This window comes from Streptomyces sp. NPDC037401 (assembly GCF_055602345.1).
Genome location: NZ_JBVJWO010000008.1, coordinates 227,704 through 245,125, shown reverse-complemented (window position 1 = coordinate 245,125; position 17,422 = coordinate 227,704). Strand labels below are relative to the sequence as shown.

Genomic DNA, 17,422 nt, shown 5'->3' with positions numbered 1-17,422 from the left:
GCCTAAGGGCTGTCCCGTAAATGATCTCTGACGCCTCGGGCGTGGTGGGCCGCCGTGCGGCCCGCTGGCCTATCCGGCGAGGGCGAGGTTGTGCATCTGTGCGATGCCGAGCATGGCGTGGTGGACACCGTCTCCTTTGAGGCGGCAGTCGCGGAGGATCTTCCAGGTCTTCATCCGGGCGAAGACGTGCTCGACACGGGCCCGGACCTGCTTGTGGGACTTGTTGTGTTCCTCCTTCCAGGCTGGAAGTTCGGTCTGGCCGCGCTCTCTGCGGTGCGGGATGACGAGTCCGGTGCCTGGGTAGCCGCCGTCGGCGATCGTGGTGGTCTTGCCGACGGCGGCCTTGGCACCGGATTCCTCGCATGCCTTGCAGTCGTTGCGGTTCCCGGCGAGTGGCCGGCCGACCACGACGACCAGGCGGGTGTCGGCGTCGATGACGACTTGGTGGTTGGTGGAGTACCGGTAGTTCTTCGACCGCTCGGCGATCGTGTGGTCGCGGGTGGGCACCAGGGTGCCGTCCACGATGAGCACGGTGCCCTTGGCGAACCGCTTGCGGGGCTGGAGGGCGAGCATCGGCCCGAGGTTGTCGATGATCCGGTCCGCTGCCTAGGGACAGGCTGTCGGAGCCCTCTGCGGCTCAGTTCTTGAGGGCCTGGTCGAGCTGGGAGAAGCCTGCTTCGGTGACGACGCGGCTTGTGCTGTATCGCGCATAAGCATCCCCAACCTGGATATCTCTCTTGAAGGTTGCTTGGACGGCCGGATCTCGAACGCCTGGATCACGCTGCATGATCGGCGGCGCTCCGCGGCCACTGGCCCGATGGAGCACCCAGCCTGGTGCGGCCTTCCCGTGACGCCCCCAGGGCGAGACACCCGGCCACGACGGGGAGCGAGGCAACGAGGGCCAAGAGGTGGGGGTGGCCGACGAGGGCGGGGACGGTCCTTGCGGCCTTTCCATCGCAAATTCGTCAACGCCCCTGCCTTTCAAGATCCTGCGACAGCATCGCCGCCTGCTTGTGGGACTTCACAGCGGGGGATGTGGAGGGGTTTACAAGCTGCCACCCGCCCCTATCTTTCTACATAGATGTAGAAGCATTCGGGAGGGGAAGGCTGCTTGTCAGTTCGTCGGAAGCGGGATCTGACTGGTCAGCGATCCGGTACGACGAGGGAGTCGATGCCATCGTGACGTCACTGCGACCTGCGATATGAATGACCCGGCTGCGGAGCTTGCCATAGCGGCCGAGGCTGTGGAGCCTGGCGGCATCCTGCGTGGCGCGATCCAGCTGAGTGACCGAGTTCCGACCGGGCGAATCGAGGACATGTTCCTTGAGCTCGTCGCGTATGGCGAGGCGCAGCCCCGCGCCGTCATCTTCCGCCGCTTGACCGTTGGCGGCCTCGTCGGCCGCCCGGAAGGCGGTATGGCAGGGCGGTTCACGGCCGCAGTGCCGTGGGAGACTCCCGTCACGCAGCTTTTCGGAGTGACGTTACCTGTCACGGTTGCCGTCAGGGCGACAGTCGCGGTCTCGGGTGTGCGTGGCAGGGGCCCGCTGCTGCCCTTCCCTGTGCGGCCTCTTCCTGTGCAGGAGGCAGTCGCTAACGGGATCGCCGATCTGGGCTTCACGCTGACGTCAGCCCGGATGGTTCAGGGACAGATCGCTGGCACGACGCAGGGACTCCCCTTCTACCAGGAGTTCAGGCTCGCAGCGCCCGGCCAGTATCGGCGAGTCATGCGGGAGCTGTCGCTCACATTCCTCACCCACGCCGGCGGCGCCGAGGTGGCCATGGACGCGGATAGACCTACCGGATCGAACGCGGGCGGTGTGCTCGCCCAGTTCATTGCGCGCCATGAGGATGTCGCCCGGCTCGACTGGGCGGACGAAGCAGAGCGGTGGCTGCAACATCTGACCGCCAGGGGTGGAACCAGGGCGATCCCGCTGCCGCACAGGCCAGTCGACGGGCCGGGGGCTACCTCGTGGAAGTCTCCTCCCGACCAGCGGAGTCAACCCCCTGGCACTGTTACGAACCTGGGTCAGCCGAGCAGCCCGGTGTAGTCGGCGCCGACCGTCAGAGTGATCACTCTGACTGCCATGTTCTGGCTGGCCTGAGCGGTGACAGGCGTCCTCAGACGGGAGGCGAAAGCTTCCGCGTGTAGATCCAGGCCCGGCGGGTGGGTCACGGTGGTACTTGCTGCGTTTTGAGGGGCGTTGCCGGTTGCTGTGACGGTGTAGCCGGCGGTGCGCAGTTGGGCGGCGACGGCGGCCGCCTTGCCTGATGTGCCGGTGCCGTTGAGGACCAGGACCTGCGTGGAGCCGGCCGCGATGGGCTCGGCGGCTGCGAGTTGGACCTTGGTGATTGCCTGGTCTTTGGCCAGGGCGGTGAACAAGATCCGCGCGTGGGGGAACTGCCAGGAGATGTTGGCCTTGTCTGTGGGGACGTCCACCTCGCGCGGGTAGTTGGGGACGGTGAGGAACGTGAGGCGGTCCGGGGGGATGTCCTGGAGCTGGGAGGCCAGGCCGTGCAGGGGGCGCAGGCCGGCCAGGGCCTTGTCGGTGGTGATGGACTTGGTGGCGGAGTCGAGGAAGCCGTAGACGTCGCCAGGGCTGGTCAGTTTCTGCTGCGCTTTGGCGGCCAGGGCCTGCATGAATTCCTGCTGACGGCCGATGCGGCCTATGTCTGAGCCGTCGCCGGTGCTGTAGCGGGTGCGGACGTATCCGAGGGCCTGTTCGTCCTTGACGGTCTGGCAGCCCGCTTCGATGTCCAGGTGGGCCTTCTTGTCATGGATGGCCCTGCCGCGGGCAGACCTCGATTCCGCCCAGAGCGTTGACCATGCCTTGAAGCCCTGGAAGTCGACGGTGACGAAGTGGTCAATGCGCAGGCCGGTGTTGTGCTCGATGGTCTTGATCGTGCACGCGGCCGCTCCACCGCCCTCGCCGCCCTCGCCGCCGATCGCGTACGCCGCGTTGATTTTGAAGTGGTACGGCGCGGACTGGGTGCCGTCTGCGCGCTCACAGGCCGGTATCTGCACCCAGGAGTCGCGCGGGAGGGAGACGACGACCGCCCATTTCCGGTTGGCGGCGATGTGGAGGACCATCAGCGTGTCCGACTGCATGGTGGCCAGGTCCTTGCCATATTCGGCGTTGGCGCCTTCCCGGCTGTCGGACCCGACCAGGAGAATGTTCTTGGCGCCGGGGCTGAGGTTGACCGGGCGCCCGCCGCCGAGCTTGTCGTCGATGTCGGAGGCGTTGATGTTGCCGTCGAGGCGCTGGTACAGCCAGCCGCCAGCGCCTCCCGCAGCCAGAACCAGGACGGCGAGAGTGCCGGCCGCCCACCGTGCGATGCGGCCGCGCCGGGTCAGTATCGGCTTCCCGCGCTGCCCTCCCGGCCGGGGGAAACCGGATTTTGTGCGGGGCCGCGGTACGCCCGTGTGACTTCCCGTTGTATATCGCCTTCCGCCACCGGGCCCTTGAGAGCCTGCTGTGCCATGTCGCCCCCGACAGATCCCGGTCGGTCACGCCGCGGCCAAGAATCTACAACGACGTAGAAGATGGTGGGTGTCGGGGGCATCCTTGAGGAGGAGCGCGTGGGAGCAGTCGCCTCCGCATTCGTGCGGGCCGGTGACGGGAAGGACAGGCCAGTGGATGAGACCAAGAGCGGGCCGGTGCGCGCGGTTGCCCGGAGGGAGTCCGGCAGGCTTGAGGCCAGTGTGCTGACCGCACTGTCCGGGGCGCCGGAGCCGGTATCGGCGTCCTGGGTGCGAGATCACGTCGATCCCGCGCTCGCCTACACCACCGTGGCGACCGCACTGTCCCGGCTCGAGGCAAAGCATGCCGTGGCCCGGAGCCGGCTGGGGCGAGGGTACGTGTGGCGGGCTCTGGTCGACGACGCGGGACTGGCGGCGATCAGGATGCACCGGGTACTCGAGGGGGAAAGCGACCGGCAGGGAGTGCTGAGCCGCTTCGTCGCCGACCTTCCCCCCGGTGACGAGCAGACCCTCAGGGACCGTCTCTCCGCCTCCAAGGGGCCCCCTGCTGGAGGGGAACGGCAGGAGACAGCGAGGGCTCAGTACGATGAACTGCGCCGCAACGCCATGCACGCGCCACAGACGGGAGGGAAGAGGACATGACAGCCCCGCAGAGCACGGGTGACGGGGATTCCCGCCGACGCGGCCAGGGTGAGCTCGAGGCCCAGGTCCTTGCCGCACTGGGCCGGGCACCCCGGCCGGTGACAGCGGCCTGGGTCCAAGAACGCCTGCCCGGGAACCTCGCCTACACCACCGTGATGACCATCCTGACCCGGCTCCACGCCAAGGGCGCGGTCGACCGCGAGCGGGCGGGCCGCTCGTTCGAATGGGTGCCGGTCGCCGACGAATCTGGCCTGGCCGCCCTGCGGATGCGTAAGGTCCTGGACGGCGAGCCCGACCGGCAGGCGGTCCTGGCCAGCTTCGTCACCGCACTGTCGCCCCGGGACGAACAGCTGCTGCGCGATGTCCTGGCCCAGACCGCCGAAGAAGGAGAAGGCTGACCGCATGGGGGTCTTCGTCTTCCTGCCGTTGGTGCTGCCTTTAACCGCATGGCCGATCGCGCGGCTCGCGGAACACCATCTCCACCCGCGCGCCGCAACGTGGCTGCTGACCGCGATCGCAGCCGTGCTCGCGGTGTGCAGCACGCTGTGCCTGGCCCTGCTGATGGTGGTCGGCACGGCCCAGCTGCCCGGCAACCCGCTGCCCGACGGCTGGTCGGACCCGGAAGTACGCGAAGCCGTCCCCTATGACGAGGTGGCCGGCAAGGCCGCCATCCCCGCCCTGCTCGCCGTCATCACCGCCTGCACGCGGCTGGCTTGGCGCCACCACCGCGTACGCCGCGACGCGACCCGCGCTCTGGCCGCACTGCCCGACCGGAGCGTCGCCGTGCTGCCCGACCACGCTCCCTACGCCTACGCCCTCCCGGGCAAGCGCCGGGATCGTGTCGTGGTCACGGCCGGGATGCTCGCCGAGCTGAACGGACCAGAGCGCCGCGCCCTGTTCGCCCACGAGCGCGCCCACCTCGCCGCCCGCCACCACCGCTTCCTGCTGGCCGTGCAGCTCGCCGCGAGGGCGAACCCGTTCCTGCGCCCACTGCGCACCTCGGTCACCTACACCGCCGAACGGTGGGCGGACGAGGAAGCGGCGGCCACCACCGGCAGCCGCCGAACCGTCGCCAGAGCCGTCGCCAAGGCCGCTCTCATCACCCGGGGCGCCCCCGTAGCCTCGCTCGCACACTTTGCGGCCCCCGGCCCGGTGCCACGCCGGGTGGCGGCTCTCCTGGCACCCGCTCCGCTGTCCCTGGCATGGCCGTCAGTGTTCACCGCGGCGGGCCTGGCCGCCTGGGGCGCCACCGCCGGCGCTGCAGCCTCCGCCCTCTCCTCTGCGAACTCCGCCATCACCCTGTTCTTCATCCTCAAAGCCGCGACCCCACTGTGAGCCCGGAAAGCCGGATGCCCGGACGAGGCTGGGTGCCGAGCGGCAGCGCGGTCCCCGTGATGACGCCTGGGCACGACCTTCCCGGGTGCGCCGTAACTCCTTGGGGGTAGCCGATCGACATGGCCGACGAGCCGGCGACTAACGAGCGTAGTTGCGGACGAGCTTGGGCCGGGTTCTGGAGGCGCACCACGCGTCATGAGTCGGTGAAGCGTTTACGCCCGGGCCGGTGAGCAATAGCCAGCCCATTTCTCTCCGTCAGCGGTCTGCGGGCCCAGCGTGTTGCGGGCCCTCCAGGTATTCGGGGCAGTCAGGGTTGTGGCAGACACTGGGGCGGCGCCGCACCGGCACGAAGGCCCCCAGCATCTTGCGCCTTCTCTTGATCGTCATGGACAGGGGGTGCTTGCAGACCGGGCACAGGAGCACCCCCTCGGGACCGGTCTCATGCTGGGCTTTACTCATTCTTTAACAATAGGCATGCGGAGGGCTAGTTGTGGAATCATGGCAACTGAGAAGAAAACTGAGGGGGGCTGACCTTGGCTGACGTGCTGATCAGGCGCGGAGTTGCCGGACTGCCGAGCGTGTCCCGCTCGGATGTCCCCGGGAACTACCCGTACGAAGCGATCAGGGTGGCGAAGCTCATCCGAGCCGCCGGCTTGACCGTCGAGTTCGAGGACGAGAAGCCTGATCGCACCTACCTGACCCACGACGCCGCCGAGTTCTGGTTGCCGATCATTGAGTTCGCCAGGGACGTCGGGAAAGAGACCCTGATCGCAACGCTGACTGGCTTGGTCTCCTCCTACGCGACGATGAAGATCCTCAGGAGGGGCGATTCGTCCGGCGAAGAGGTGACTGTTCCGTCCCCCGTTCTGCACGTGGAGGTAACCCGGCAGGGTGACCTGACCACCAAGCTGGTGCTGGACGGCCCGGCCGACTCGGTCCTCGAAGCGATCACCAGGATCGAGAGGTGGGGTTCTGAGGATGAGCACCGTCAGCTCCCCGAGGGATGAGAACGAGGTCTTCCAGCAGTGCCAGGTCGACCTTGAGCAGGCCAAAGCTGCACGCCACCCCGATCCAGCTGCGCTAGAGATCCTGCGGCGGCTGAGGGGGGAGCTGCGGCAGGTAATGGACCGTTCCGAAGAGCACGACCTTGCCCTCTTCGACCGAGCTCATGAGCTGCTGGACGAGGTAGGCGGATTGCTGAGGCGGGGCTATCCGAAGGCTTGCACCATGGCCTACCGCGACGGCGTCTACTACCGGGAGTGTCCAGTCGATCTTGGGCATCTTCGGGTCGGGTTTAGCGTGGAGACACGCGTGGACGAGTCGGAGTGCTCGATTTGCGGACTTGATCCTGACGAATGCGATCACATCCCCGGTGAGTCGTACGAAGGCCGTGAGTGCCTCGTCATCATCACGAAGGCCCAGATCCTGGCAGTGGCCCTCGTAGCTAACCCGAGGTTCCGGGATGCGCGCTTCGGCAGCCTGTCGCTCGGCACATCTACCGAGCTGCGTGCTGCTCTTGGGCCGAATTTTCGGCCGGGAGTGAGGCTCAGCTGCGATAAGTGCCTCGCGGGATGCCACGGCCTCAACCGAAACTTCGATGGGTCGACACACGGCTGATCGACAGTAACTGGCCGGACGAGACTCGGCGCTGACGCAGAGTCGCGCTTCCGCGTGCTGGTCGTTCTCGTGGTGCACCCACGAGCTGCTTCACCCCCGCGCCGGTGACACCAGCTCACCGCCACTTCAAGGAGACAGTCTCTAGGCGCCGCCATCGCCAGCAGCCGCTCATTGCGGTGGGTCATCTCGAGGCGTCGGGCTGCTTCGAGCCCTGTCGTTCACTGGCTGGCACTGCCTCGTCACCGTCGCTACCGCCGCCCGCCTGCTTCCTGCGACCTGCTTCTGCACTCGCTTCGCCCTCCCGGGAGACCACGACGACGTAGCCCTGCTCATGCGGGGCGACACCGGAGGCCGGGCAGATTACCGAGCGTAAATCGCCTCCAGCGGCTCGCAGGTCAGGCTGCGGCTGACCTCGAATCGGGGCGGGGATGCCTCTCAGCTCGTGCCTGACGAAGCCGACGGAGCCGCTGCCGTGATGTGGCTCAGCACGCACAGCCAGCGGCCGTCCTGCCTGACGAAGACATCGGTCGTCCACTCGTCGGCGTCGAACCGCCGGCCTCCGTAGTGGGCCGTGTTCGTAGCCCGCGCCGTGAACACGGCGGTATCACCGCGCACGCGGATCCTGGGCGGGCTGATGAGATCCATCGCCGAGTGGGTCAACTCCCCGGACTCGACGAACGCAAGGAACTGCTCTTTGGTGGAGATACCCGACTCGGAGACGATGACCCAGTCGTCCGCCATGTATCTCGCCATCCGCGCGGCGTCGTTGGAGACGATCGCAGCCGCCCAGTCCTCGACGGCGGCCGTGAGCTGCGCGTGATCCTCGTCGTCCTTGGGGATCTTTGGGGGCAGATCGACAGCGTCATCCATGGCCCGAGCGTGGCCAGGACCCGACGCTACAGCCTGCCGAAGCGGTCTGGGCCTGTGCTGTGGTGTCGGGACGTACTCGGTGCAGTCGCGGTTGTGGCAGGGGCCGGGGCCCCAGACGGGTACGAAGACGCCGAGTGTCTTGTGGCGTGTGATCGTGGAGGTGACGGGCTGCCCGCACGCTGGGCAGGCGTACGTGTCGGGATCACTCTCTTTTTTGACCATTTTTTTACGATATGCCCGTACCGGAGAGTCGGCCAGTGGCAGTGCGCTGTTCCGCAGGCCGGGGTGATGGTGCCTGCCAGCTACCTGTCGGACTCGGGTGGATCGGACCGCTGCTTGCCGTTTCCGAGCGCGGTGCCATGGTCGGGGCCTGTGGGCTGCGCGCCCTCGCTGCCGGGCGCGTGCACCTGTGGGTCGGCCGGCTTGGCGGGCCGCTTAAGGCTGAGCACGATGGAGGCGGCCAGGACGGTGACAATGACGGCCAGGCTCACGGGTGTGGGGATTTCCGGGATGTCGGTACTGATCATTTTGTGGGATGCCTGGAGGATGAGCTTGACGCCGATGAAGGCGAGGATGATCGCCAGGCCCTTGTTGAGGTAGTGGAACCTGTCGAGGAGACCGGCCAGCATGAAGTACAGGGCGCGCAGGCCGAGGATGGCGAAGGCGTTGCTGGTGTAGACGATGAACGGGTCGTCACTGACCGCGAGAACGGCCGGGACGCTGTCGACGGCGAAGATCAGGTCGGCCGCCTCGATCGCGACGACCACCGCGAGAAGCGGGGTCGCCACCCGTTTGCCGGCTTCCCTGACGAAGAACTTCGTTCCCGCGTACTCGTCCCGGACCGGGATGACCTTACGGAGCATCCGCACGGCGAGGCTCTTGCCGGGATCGAAGCTCTCCTCCTCGTCCTTGAGGAGCTTGTAGGTGCTGTAGAACAGGATGGCTGCGAAGGCGAACAGGACTGCGGTGAAGCGGCTGACCACGGCCACGCCGAGGGAGAGGAAGATCCCGCGGAAGACCAGAGCCCCCATGACGCCGAAGAACAGTACGCGGTGCTGGTAGGCGCGGGGCACTTTGAAGTACGCGAAGATCACAGCGAAGACGAACAGGTTGTCGACGGACAGGCTCTTCTCCAGCAGCCACGCCGTGGTGTACTCGGTTCCCGCCGTGGTGCCCAGGACGAGGAAGACGACCGCGCCGAAGATGAGCGCCAGGCTCACCCACCCGGCGCTCCAGGCTGCGGCCTCCTTGAAGCCGATGACGTGCGCGGTTCGGTGCGCCAGCAAGTCCACCGCCAGCGATACCACCACCGTCGCGGCGAATGCTCCCCACAGCCACAGCGGGACCTCAAGCACGTCGGCCACCTTCACGCTGGCCGACGCACGGTGCACCGGCCCTTACACAGGAGTCTGCGGTAATCGGCCCCGCCTGGCTCGCCGGCGCAATGGGTGCGGCATCGCTCAGGCCACGGACGGCCGCAGTGTTGGAGCGACGCACAGGTGCAGCGGTCATCCTTCCGGGGCCGCGGCAGGAGCGAGTACAGGTGGATGGAGGCATGCTTGTTCCAGGTCCTGTGGTCCAGGAGCGCCGTCCCGGCAGCGGTAGCGGGTGCATCCGGGGACGTATCGCAAAGGTGGAGGTCCGCCGTGCTGGACGTACCTGGGCGCCGGCGATGCAGCCGGGAGCGGTTCCAGGCCGGCCGTAGGCAGCGGGGCGCACCCAGCGGGACGGAGGAGCGGGCGTGGTAGGTGAGCAGGGGCGGCGGCGCAGGCCGCTGCTGATCGGCGGGCTGGCGGTAGTGGGCGCCGGGCTGGCTGTCGGCCTGTACTGGTTCGAGCCCTGGCAGCTGTGGGTGGACGACACGGTCAACGAGGCGGTCCCCTCGGCCTCCGCCGCCCCGACGCCCGACTCGCCGGCAACCCCGCCCGCCGGGCCGCGGACGGTGGCCCAGGGGACTCTGATCAGCCACGAACACGCCACCACCGGCACGGTGAAACTCCTCCGTCTCGCCGACGGCTCCCACACCTTGCGCCTGGAGAACCTGGACACCAGCAACGGCCCCGACCTCCGTGTCTGGCTGACCGACGCCCCCGTGATCGAGGGCCGCGACGGCTGGCACGTCTTCGACGACGGCAAGCATGTCAGCCTGGGCGAGCTCAAGGGCAACAAGGGTGACCAGAACTACCCCGTCCCGGCCGATGTGAACCTCGCCGACTACACCAGCCTCTCCATCTGGTGCGACCGCTTCAATGTCTCCTTCGGCGCGGCCACGCTCAACCGAACCTAGGCATATCGGATCCGGGATCCTCCCGAAGGGCAGGTGTGTGATGTCGGGCCCTCATCACTTCCACATCGACGCCGCCGGGCACTCGGTGACGGTCAACATCCATGGCGGTCGCCGTGGGGCCGCTGAGCTGTTGGTCGACGGCAAGGCGACCGGTCACGCGGAGCTGCAAGGGAACCGACCGGCGATCGTTTCCGGAGAACTGCCGACGGAGCCGCCGAGGCCTGTGAGCGTACGTATCATGCCGGGACCGGGTGCGCCGCGTTGCGCGGCGGTGATCGACGGGGCGGAGATGCTGATGTCCCCGCGCGCGTTCTGAAGCCCCGGCCGTCGGCTGGGCGTCTCTTCAGTGGTCATGCCAGTGCCCGTCGTGCTCGGCGTGGCGATGGCCATCGTGGACGTAGTCGACGTGGCCGTTGTGGGGGACGCTGACGTGTCCACAGCCTTCACCGTGCTGGCGGTCGTGGCTTGCGTGGTCGGCCGTCTCGCACTCGTCGGTGTGGTCGCGGTGCGGCAGCGCGACATGCCCGCAGGCCGGACCGTGCTGGTGCGTGTGCTTGGGATGGGTGGTGTGCGCGATCGTCATGACCGTCTCCACGGCCCAGCGGCCGGTGCTCGTGTATGAGTGATCGCCTTCCATCGTGCTGCTGGGGCGGGGTGCCGCATTCCGGCGTGATCCGGCCTCCGACCGGCTCCGCGCTACCTGCGGCTGTGGTCCGTTCCCAGCAGGGCGATGCCTGTGACGAGCAGGGCTATGCCGACGGTGAGAACGGGGGCGGCGGGTCCGGGGAGGATGTAGAGGGCAGCTCCTGCCATGGTGGTGATGACCCCGATCGAGGCCAGGATGACGGCGGCCCAGGTCTGCGACATGCTCCCCTCCGCAGGCGGGTGTGGCGGAATCGATGTGGAGGACCGTATACCGATTCAGATGCGGCCCACGCATGTTCGCCCGGACGGCGTCAGCGGGAGGGGGACCCCGCGAAGTTGACCGTGCCCGATTGCCGAGGGTCCGTCTGCTCAACGCACAGGTGATGTCGTGCCCGCTGGGGCGAGTGCGCGACCACGAAGGCTGGCGTGGCGACGGGACTGGCGTCTCGTGGACAGGCATCGAGGGCGTCGCTCAGCCGCCGCTGTTGCGGAAGGCCAGGTGGTAGGCGATGAGCAGGGCGAGGGAGCTGGCGATGGCGGTCACCCAGGTGCTGAGGTCGAAGAAGTGGGTCTCGACCTGCGTGCCGAAGAACTGCTCGGAGACCAGTGCTGTGACCGGAAACGATCACCGGGGTGGTGCTGACTGGCCGTGTGTCGGTTGGATGTGACGACACGTCCGATCGGTGTGGGGAGGCTCGATGGCAGTGCCGGTCAGGGTCCGCAGGCTGACCGAGCAGGAGGGGCAGAAGCTCCAGCGGATCGTGCGGCGGGGCAGCACCAGCACGGTGCGGTTCAGGCGGGCGATGATGCTGCTGGCCTCGGCGGGCGGGAACACCGTCCCGGTGATCGCGAATCTGGTGCAGGCGGACGAGGACACGGTCCGTGACGTCATCCACCGCTTCAACGAGGTCGGGCTGGCCTGTCTGGACCCTCGGTGGGCGGGAGGCCGTCCCCGCCTGCTCAGCGATGACGATGAGGAGTTCGTCATCGAGACGGCCGCCACCCGCCCCACCAAGCTCGGCAAGCCCTTCACTCGCTGGTCGATCGGGAAACTCGCGGACCATGTGCGGCGCCACGCCGCCCGCCCATACGCATCGGCCGCGAGGCCCTGCGCTGCCTGCTCGCGCGCCGCGGCGTGACGTTCCAGCGGACCAAGACCTGGAAGGAATCCAGCGACCCGGACTTCGACGCCAAGCTGGACCGGATCGAGTACGCGCTGACCGAGCGCCCCGACCGCACCTTCGCCTTCGCCGAGTTCGGGCCGCTGGGTATCCGCCCCACCGCCGGGTCCTGCTGGGCGATCAAGGGCAGGCCCGCCCGGTTGCCGGCGACATTCCACCGCACCCACAGAGTCACCTACTTCCACGGCTGCTACTCGGTCGCCGACGACACCCTTTGGGGTGTCAACCGCCGCCACAAAGGCGCTGCCCCGTCCCTGACCGCGCTGCAATCGATCCGGAACGCCCGACCGGACGGCGCCCCGATCTGCGTGATCCTGGACAATCTGTCCGCCCACAAGGGCAGCAAGATCCGCCAGTGGGCCCGGAAGAACAAGGTCGAGCTGTGCTTCACGCCGACCAACGCCTCCTGGGCGAACCCGATCGAGGCGCATTTCGGGCCGTTACGGCTGTTCTCCCTGGCCAACTCGAACCACCCCAACCACACTGTGCATACGCGTGAGCTGCAGTGGTACCTGCGCTGGCGCAACCAGAACGCCCGCCACCCCGACGTCCTGGCCGCCCAACGGCGCGAACGAGCCCGTGTCCGCAGTGAGAGAGGCATTCGGTGGGGTGGTCGACCACTGGCCGTGGCGGCCTGAGGATCCCCGCCACGGCGGTCTACCCGGCCATCTCCTCGGGAGAGCGCCGGGTGATCTTCTTACCCGCCTCGGTCTCCACCAGGGTCACCGCACCGATCCAATCACCATCGGGGTACTCCCAGTTGGATGGGTCCTCCAGGACCGCCGAAAGCTGATCGAGAGGCACCAGCTCTCCGGGCTGGAAGCCCTTCTCCCCTGACGGGGACGTCCACGACGCGACTCGACGAACGTCGATCCATCCACGATCGATGAGAGTCAGCAAGATCCCTGCCAGCTCCTTCACGGGCCGGGACTGATCGGCATCGTCGAGATCCCCCCAGACACCAGCCAGGATGTCGATCTCATACGAATTGACCATGAACGCTTCCTCGGACTTGGTCAACGCCTGCCACTCACGCTCGCTCATCCACCGATCATCGCAGGACACCCCGGTGATCGTTTCCGGTCGCAGCACAGACCGAGCGTCAACCAGATGATCAGGCTCATGTGCTCCCCTTGGGATCTGGACGCGGTGGCTTGTCATCCTTTCGCCGGAGAGGGTCAGCGTCGCGGGGTGTCGTTGTCGGCCTGGTGGGCGGGGCGGGGGCTGATCACGGCGTCGGGTTCGATGACGAGCCCGGCGCTGGATGCCGGCCCAGCGGCCCCAGGGGTGGCGGGGTCGTTCTTCATCGCCCGGGCCTCGCTCTTGAGGATCCGAGCCGACTTCCCCATGGAGCGTGCCAGTTCGGGGAGTTTCTTGGCCCCGAGGACCAGGATCAGAATGATCGCGATGATCGCTATTTCACTGATGCCGAACATGGGTGTCCGTCCCCTCTGAAGCGGCTGAGATCCGCCGCGGCCCCGTGCCTGGGCCGGCGGCGGGGCAGTTCCGTCGGATCTGCCGGTGGATGGTTACAGGTGGGAGGCGACGGCGGGGAGCAGGTCCTGGAAGGTGCGCCCGGTGGCCGGTTCTCCGATGGCGGACATGTTCCAGCCGTTGGTGGAGCGGTGGACCTTGGCCATGACCTGGGCGGTGTAGTTGCCGCCGCCGGAGAGGGTGTAGCGGGCCAGTTCCTGGCCGTTGCTCTCGTCGATGAGCCGGCAGAAGGCGTTCTGAACTTCGGCGAAGGTCTGTCCGGTGAAGGAGTTGACGGTGAAGATGATCTGGTCCACGTGTACGGGCACCCGCTGGAGGTCGACGAGGATCGACTCGTCGTCGCCTCCCTGTCCGGCGCCGCCGACGCGGTTGTCCCCGGTGTGGCGGACCGATCCGTCCTTGCTGGTCAGCTGCTGGAAGAACACCACGTCCACCGGCTCCTTCCCGGCGAAGAGGACGGCGGAGGCGTCGAGGTCGATTTCCTTCGCGGTCATGCGGGCCAGGAAGCCTTTGCGCGGGGCGGCCTGCCAGCCCAGCCCCATCCGCACGACGCTGAGTGCGCTGCCGCTGCTCTTCTCGAGGCTGATCTGCTGACCCTTGGTGAGCGTGACGCTCATTAGCTTCCTCCTGATGCTCAGGGCAGAGAGGCGCCTGCCCGGTGACAATTCGTCCGCCCGAATCTACAGCACTGTAGAAAAGGTGAGGAGAGGGCACTCCGGCCGCGGGGTCCACGGCCCAAGCCCCTGCGTACGGCGAACCAGGCTGTGCTGCGGAGGCGTTGTCGCCGCACACGCCGATCATCTCTGGCCGCCCACCCGGGGATCCTGGCGAGTGGCCGTGCCTGCCCGGGAGCAGTCGGACTCAATCCTGGGCGCGTGGGGCGGGGCTGGTGAAGTCCGGGCTCGCGAAGTCAGGGCTGCTGTAGCCAAGGCGCCGCGGTCGGGGAAGGGGAGCCTCGGGCGGCGCGGAGGCGGGGAGTTGCAGGTGGCGGCGCAAGAAGGGGAGCAGGCCCCGCTCCAGGAGGGCGTGGCGCCAAGCCTCCTGGGCTTGGGTGAACTCGCCAGGGTCCGGCTGCGGGGTGTACGGCTCTGCGTGGTGGCGCAGTGCGGTCATGGCCAGTGCACTGCCGGAGGCGAGTGCCGCCAGGGCGGCCACCGTGGCGGCAGTCCAGCCTGTGCCGATCAGCGTCTGCGCGAAATGCGGCTGGGCGCCGGCCAGATGAAAGGAGTAACCCAGGAGGAGGAATATCGCCGCCGCGATGGCGGAGAGGGCGGGGGTGATCACGGCAAGCGCGGCCAGGATTCCCCGCCCTCCTGCCGGGCCTCCAGCGGGTTCCGGCCGCTGGGCGGCCGCTGTTCGCAGACGGACCAGGAGGACGTGCTCGGCTGAGGCTTCGGCGGCGACTGCATCGGCTGCGACCAGGGCCAGAGCGCGCAGCTGTTCGCCTGTGATCGCCGTGTCGGGATGGTTCAGGGCCGCTCGGATGTCGGGGGCGCGCAGTGCTTGATGCAGGATGCGCTCGAAGTCGGCCCTGTCAGCCCCTTCGAGACGGCCGGACTCATTCACCTTCATCCCCCGATCGCGTGTGGCCGCCGCCTGGCATTGTCCGTTTCTCCCGGCGTGATGCAGTGGAGCCGAGCTGACCCCGTGCCGACGGGCGGACCGGATAAAGCCCCGGCCCGCCCGCAGGGCGCGCGCCCTTAAGTCAGACTCCTACGCCGAAGTCGGCGGCGATGCCGGCCAGACCGGAGGCATAGCCCTGGCCCACCGCGCGGAACTTCCACTCGGCGCCGCTGCGGTACAGCTCGCCGAAGACCATCGCGGTCTCAGTCGATGCGTCCTCGGAGAGGTCGTAGCGGGCGAGTTCGGCGCCTCCGGCCTGGTTGACGACGCGGATGAACGCGTTGCGGACCTGCCCAAAGCTCTGGCCGCGGTTGTCCGCGTCGTGGATGGAGACCGGGAAGACGATCCTGGTGACGTCCGCGGGGACGGTGGCGAGGTCGACCTTGACGGCCTCGTCGTCGCCTTCACCCTCGCCAGTGAGGTTGTCTCCGGTGTGCTCGACCGAGCCGTCGGGGCTCTTGAGGTTGTTGTAGAACACGAAGTGCTGGTCGGAGGGAACCTTGCCAGAGTCGCCGACCAGCAGCGCGCTGGCGTCGAGGTCAAAGTCCTGGCCCGTGGTCGAGCGGGCATCCCAGCCCAGTCCGACCAGTACGGCGGTCAGCCCCGGGGCCTCCTTGCTCAGCGAGACATTGCCGCCCTTGGCGAGGCTCACACCCATGTCGAATCCCTTTCCCGTTGTCCGCGGCCCGGCGTTCGCCCGGACCGTCGACAGATCCAACCGAAATCTACATCACTGTAGAAGTGACGGCTATGTGTCCGGGCATCCGGAGGCGGGCGTGTGCGATTCGGCCGTGCGCTGATCGTTTCCAGCCGCCCATCCAGGGGTGCGCGACTCAGACAGCGGTGCCGGGGGGTGAGAGTCGCGGTCGGTGGGCGTCCCATCGCGGATGCCCGGACTCCGGGAGACGCTGGAAGGACGGGGCCAGTGCGTCCGCACTCTGGTGCCTGCCGGTGACGAGAGGCGAAGCGATGACCGGACCGGTGGTGGTCGGCGTGGACGGCTCGCCTGCCGCGCTGGCAGCCGTGGACGCCGCAGCGCGCGAGGCGCAGGTGCGGGGTGTGGGATTGCGGGTGGTTCACGCCTTCACCTGGCCGGCTATGCACGTGCCGCAAGGCGCATCGCCGCTGGGTCCGCCCTCGGGGGGCGTGCGGGAGAGGGTTGAGGACCTGGTGGGGCAGGCGGTCGGGCGGGCCAGGAGTGCCGCACCGGGGGTAGATGTGGACCGCGCGGTCATCGCCGGTGAGGCGCTGACCGTCCTGGAAGCCCAGTCGCGTACGGCGCAGCTCATCGTGGTGGGCCACCGCGGTTCGGGGGGCTTCCTCCAACTGCTGCTGGGGTCGACTGCGGTGCATTTGAGCGCGCACGGCCGTTGCCCGGTGATGGTCGTGCGGGGCCGGCCGGACCTTGCCGGGCCGGTGGTGGTGGCGGTGGACGGCTCCCCGCGGGGGCGGCCCGCCATCGCCTTCGCGTTCGCAGAGGCTGCCCTGCGGGGCGCCGAGCTGCTGGCTTTGCACGCATGGTCCACCTGGGCCGATCACGGTGAGCACCGCGTCGGTGATCCGGTGGATCTGGTGGATCTGATCGGGGATGTGGACGAGATCCGGGCTGCGGAGGAGCGGCTTCTGGCCGAGGCCTTGTCCGGGGAGCGGGAGCGGTATCCGGATGTGACGGTACGTTCCTCTCTGGTACGCGGGCGCACCCGTCCGGCGTTGATCAAGGCAAGCGGCAGCGCCCAGTTGATGGTGGTCGGCGCACGCGGGCACGGCGGATTCGCGGGCATGCTGCTGGGCTCGGTCAGCCAGGCCGTTCTCCATCACGCCCGCTGCCCCGTCATCGTGGTGCGCTAGAAACGCTGAGCCGCTCGAAGGTCGCGGGCCACCAGACTCAGCCGGCACGGCGCCCTGAACGTCGGCCAGGCATGGAGTGGCGCCGCGCGTCTCACGAGAGCCTCTTCCGATGCCGCCGGCGCGTCTGGCGGCGGCGAAAGGCCGTTGAGGTCCACGTCGGGCGCCGTCCGTCGTGCGGGCACGATGCCACCGCCGCCGGAAGACCTCCACCCGTACACCCTCCGCCGTTCTCGCGGTCACCTTCGCCGTCTGATGGCGGGCCACGCGCCGCCGGCCCGGCACGGAGCCACCAGCCCCGGACGAGGCCCGGAGCCACCGCTGACCCTGCGGGGGGGGGGGGGGGGGGGGCGGGGGGGGGGGGGGGGACCCCCTTGTGGGCCTTATCGTGTCCCTAGTATCAGG

At 68.2% G+C, this 17,422-nt stretch carries 18 protein-coding genes and 2 pseudogenes; 9 read left to right on the top strand and 11 right to left on the bottom strand.

Annotated elements, in window-relative coordinates; genetic code table 11:
* Positions 1-69: 69 nt before the first annotated feature.
* Positions 70-606, bottom strand: a pseudogene (locus tag ACZ7H1_RS10840) (transposase); the annotation flags it as partial.
* Positions 607-1,202: 596 nt separating this feature from the next.
* Between ACZ7H1_RS10840 and ACZ7H1_RS10835 the strand changes: the two are divergent.
* Positions 1,203-2,048, top strand: coding sequence for a sporulation protein (locus tag ACZ7H1_RS10835; RefSeq protein WP_470785525.1), 846 nt, complete (start codon positions 1,203-1,205; stop codon positions 2,046-2,048).
* On the opposite strand, the gene ACZ7H1_RS10830 is transcribed toward ACZ7H1_RS10835, so the two are convergent.
* Entirely contained in the window at positions 2,027-3,106 is a 1,080-nt protein-coding gene (locus tag ACZ7H1_RS10830) for an LCP family protein (protein ID WP_470785523.1), read from the bottom strand. The genes ACZ7H1_RS10835 and ACZ7H1_RS10830 overlap by 22 nt on opposite strands.
* 435 nt (positions 3,107-3,541) lie before the next feature.
* Between ACZ7H1_RS10830 and ACZ7H1_RS10825 the strand changes: the two genes are divergently transcribed.
* The 5 genes from ACZ7H1_RS10825 (at position 3,542) to ACZ7H1_RS10805 (ending at position 7,072) form a co-directional block, all read left to right on the top strand.
* Positions 3,542-4,120, top strand: a complete 579-nt coding sequence (locus ACZ7H1_RS10825) for a BlaI/MecI/CopY family transcriptional regulator (RefSeq protein WP_470785521.1) — start codon at positions 3,542-3,544, stop codon at positions 4,118-4,120.
* A complete protein-coding gene (locus tag ACZ7H1_RS10820) occupies positions 4,117-4,518 on the top strand; it encodes a BlaI/MecI/CopY family transcriptional regulator (protein ID WP_470785519.1) in 402 nt (133 codons plus the stop codon). Before ACZ7H1_RS10825 ends, ACZ7H1_RS10820 begins: the two co-directional genes overlap by 4 nt.
* A 4-nt stretch (positions 4,519-4,522) precedes the next feature.
* Positions 4,523-5,455: a M56 family metallopeptidase gene (locus tag ACZ7H1_RS10815; protein WP_470785518.1), complete on the top strand. Its 933-nt coding sequence runs from the start codon at positions 4,523-4,525 to the stop codon at positions 5,453-5,455.
* Positions 5,456-5,988: 533 nt separating this feature from the next.
* Positions 5,989-6,462, top strand: a complete 474-nt coding sequence (locus ACZ7H1_RS10810) for a hypothetical protein (protein ID WP_470785517.1) — start codon at positions 5,989-5,991, stop codon at positions 6,460-6,462.
* The gene (locus ACZ7H1_RS10805; RefSeq protein WP_470785516.1) at positions 6,434-7,072 is read left to right on the top strand and encodes a hypothetical protein; all 639 of its coding nucleotides are present in this window, start codon (positions 6,434-6,436) and stop codon (positions 7,070-7,072) included. The genes ACZ7H1_RS10810 and ACZ7H1_RS10805 overlap by 29 nt, the downstream gene beginning before the upstream one ends.
* 435 nt (positions 7,073-7,507) lie before the next feature.
* Here ACZ7H1_RS10805 and ACZ7H1_RS10800 read toward each other — a convergent pair whose 3' ends face one another.
* Positions 7,508-7,942 (bottom strand): nuclear transport factor 2 family protein, encoded by a 435-nt coding sequence (locus tag ACZ7H1_RS10800; protein WP_470785514.1) that lies wholly within the window; start codon positions 7,940-7,942, stop codon positions 7,508-7,510.
* Between the two features lie 302 nt (positions 7,943-8,244).
* Positions 8,245-9,297, bottom strand: a complete 1,053-nt coding sequence (locus ACZ7H1_RS10795) for a TerC family protein (protein ID WP_470785513.1) — start codon at positions 9,295-9,297, stop codon at positions 8,245-8,247.
* Between the two features lie 386 nt (positions 9,298-9,683).
* Here ACZ7H1_RS10795 and ACZ7H1_RS10790 point away from each other — a divergent pair, with 386 nt between their 5' ends.
* Complete coding sequence (locus tag ACZ7H1_RS10790; RefSeq protein ID WP_470785511.1) at positions 9,684-10,229, top strand: DM13 domain-containing protein; 546 nt, start codon at positions 9,684-9,686, stop codon at positions 10,227-10,229.
* A gap of 343 nt (positions 10,230-10,572) precedes the next feature.
* Here the strand turns inward: ACZ7H1_RS10790 and ACZ7H1_RS10785 are convergent, their stop codons facing one another.
* Complete coding sequence (locus ACZ7H1_RS10785; protein WP_470785510.1) at positions 10,573-10,812, bottom strand: hypothetical protein; 240 nt, start codon at positions 10,810-10,812, stop codon at positions 10,573-10,575.
* A 113-nt stretch (positions 10,813-10,925) separates the two neighbouring features.
* On the bottom strand, positions 10,926-11,096 hold the full coding sequence (locus tag ACZ7H1_RS10780; RefSeq protein WP_470785509.1) for a hypothetical protein: 171 nt from the start codon (positions 11,094-11,096) through the stop codon (positions 10,926-10,928).
* A gap of 476 nt (positions 11,097-11,572) precedes the next feature.
* Between ACZ7H1_RS10780 and ACZ7H1_RS10775 the strand changes: the two are divergent.
* Positions 11,573-12,693, top strand: a pseudogene (locus ACZ7H1_RS10775) (IS630 family transposase).
* Between the two features lie 19 nt (positions 12,694-12,712).
* On the opposite strand, the gene ACZ7H1_RS10770 reads toward ACZ7H1_RS10775, so the two are convergent.
* From ACZ7H1_RS10770 to ACZ7H1_RS10750, 5 genes are all read right to left on the bottom strand, one after another.
* A complete protein-coding gene (locus ACZ7H1_RS10770; protein WP_470785508.1) occupies positions 12,713-13,099 on the bottom strand; it encodes a hypothetical protein in 387 nt (128 codons plus the stop codon).
* A 134-nt stretch (positions 13,100-13,233) separates the two neighbouring features.
* On the bottom strand, positions 13,234-13,491 hold the full coding sequence (locus ACZ7H1_RS10765; RefSeq protein WP_470785507.1) for a twin-arginine translocase TatA/TatE family subunit: 258 nt from the start codon (positions 13,489-13,491) through the stop codon (positions 13,234-13,236).
* 93 nt (positions 13,492-13,584) lie between these two features.
* Entirely contained in the window at positions 13,585-14,166 is a 582-nt protein-coding gene (locus ACZ7H1_RS10760; RefSeq protein WP_470785506.1) for a TerD family protein, read from the bottom strand.
* A gap of 244 nt (positions 14,167-14,410) precedes the next feature.
* Positions 14,411-15,121, bottom strand: a complete 711-nt coding sequence (locus ACZ7H1_RS10755) for a hypothetical protein (RefSeq protein WP_470785504.1) — start codon at positions 15,119-15,121, stop codon at positions 14,411-14,413.
* Positions 15,122-15,254: 133 nt separating this feature from the next.
* A complete protein-coding gene (locus ACZ7H1_RS10750; protein WP_470785503.1) occupies positions 15,255-15,830 on the bottom strand; it encodes a TerD family protein in 576 nt (191 codons plus the stop codon).
* Positions 15,831-16,141: 311 nt separating this feature from the next.
* Between ACZ7H1_RS10750 and ACZ7H1_RS10745 the strand changes: the two genes are divergently transcribed.
* Positions 16,142-17,020, top strand: a complete 879-nt coding sequence (locus ACZ7H1_RS10745; RefSeq protein ID WP_470785501.1) for a universal stress protein — start codon at positions 16,142-16,144, stop codon at positions 17,018-17,020.
* The last annotated feature ends 402 nt before the right edge of the window (positions 17,021-17,422 follow it).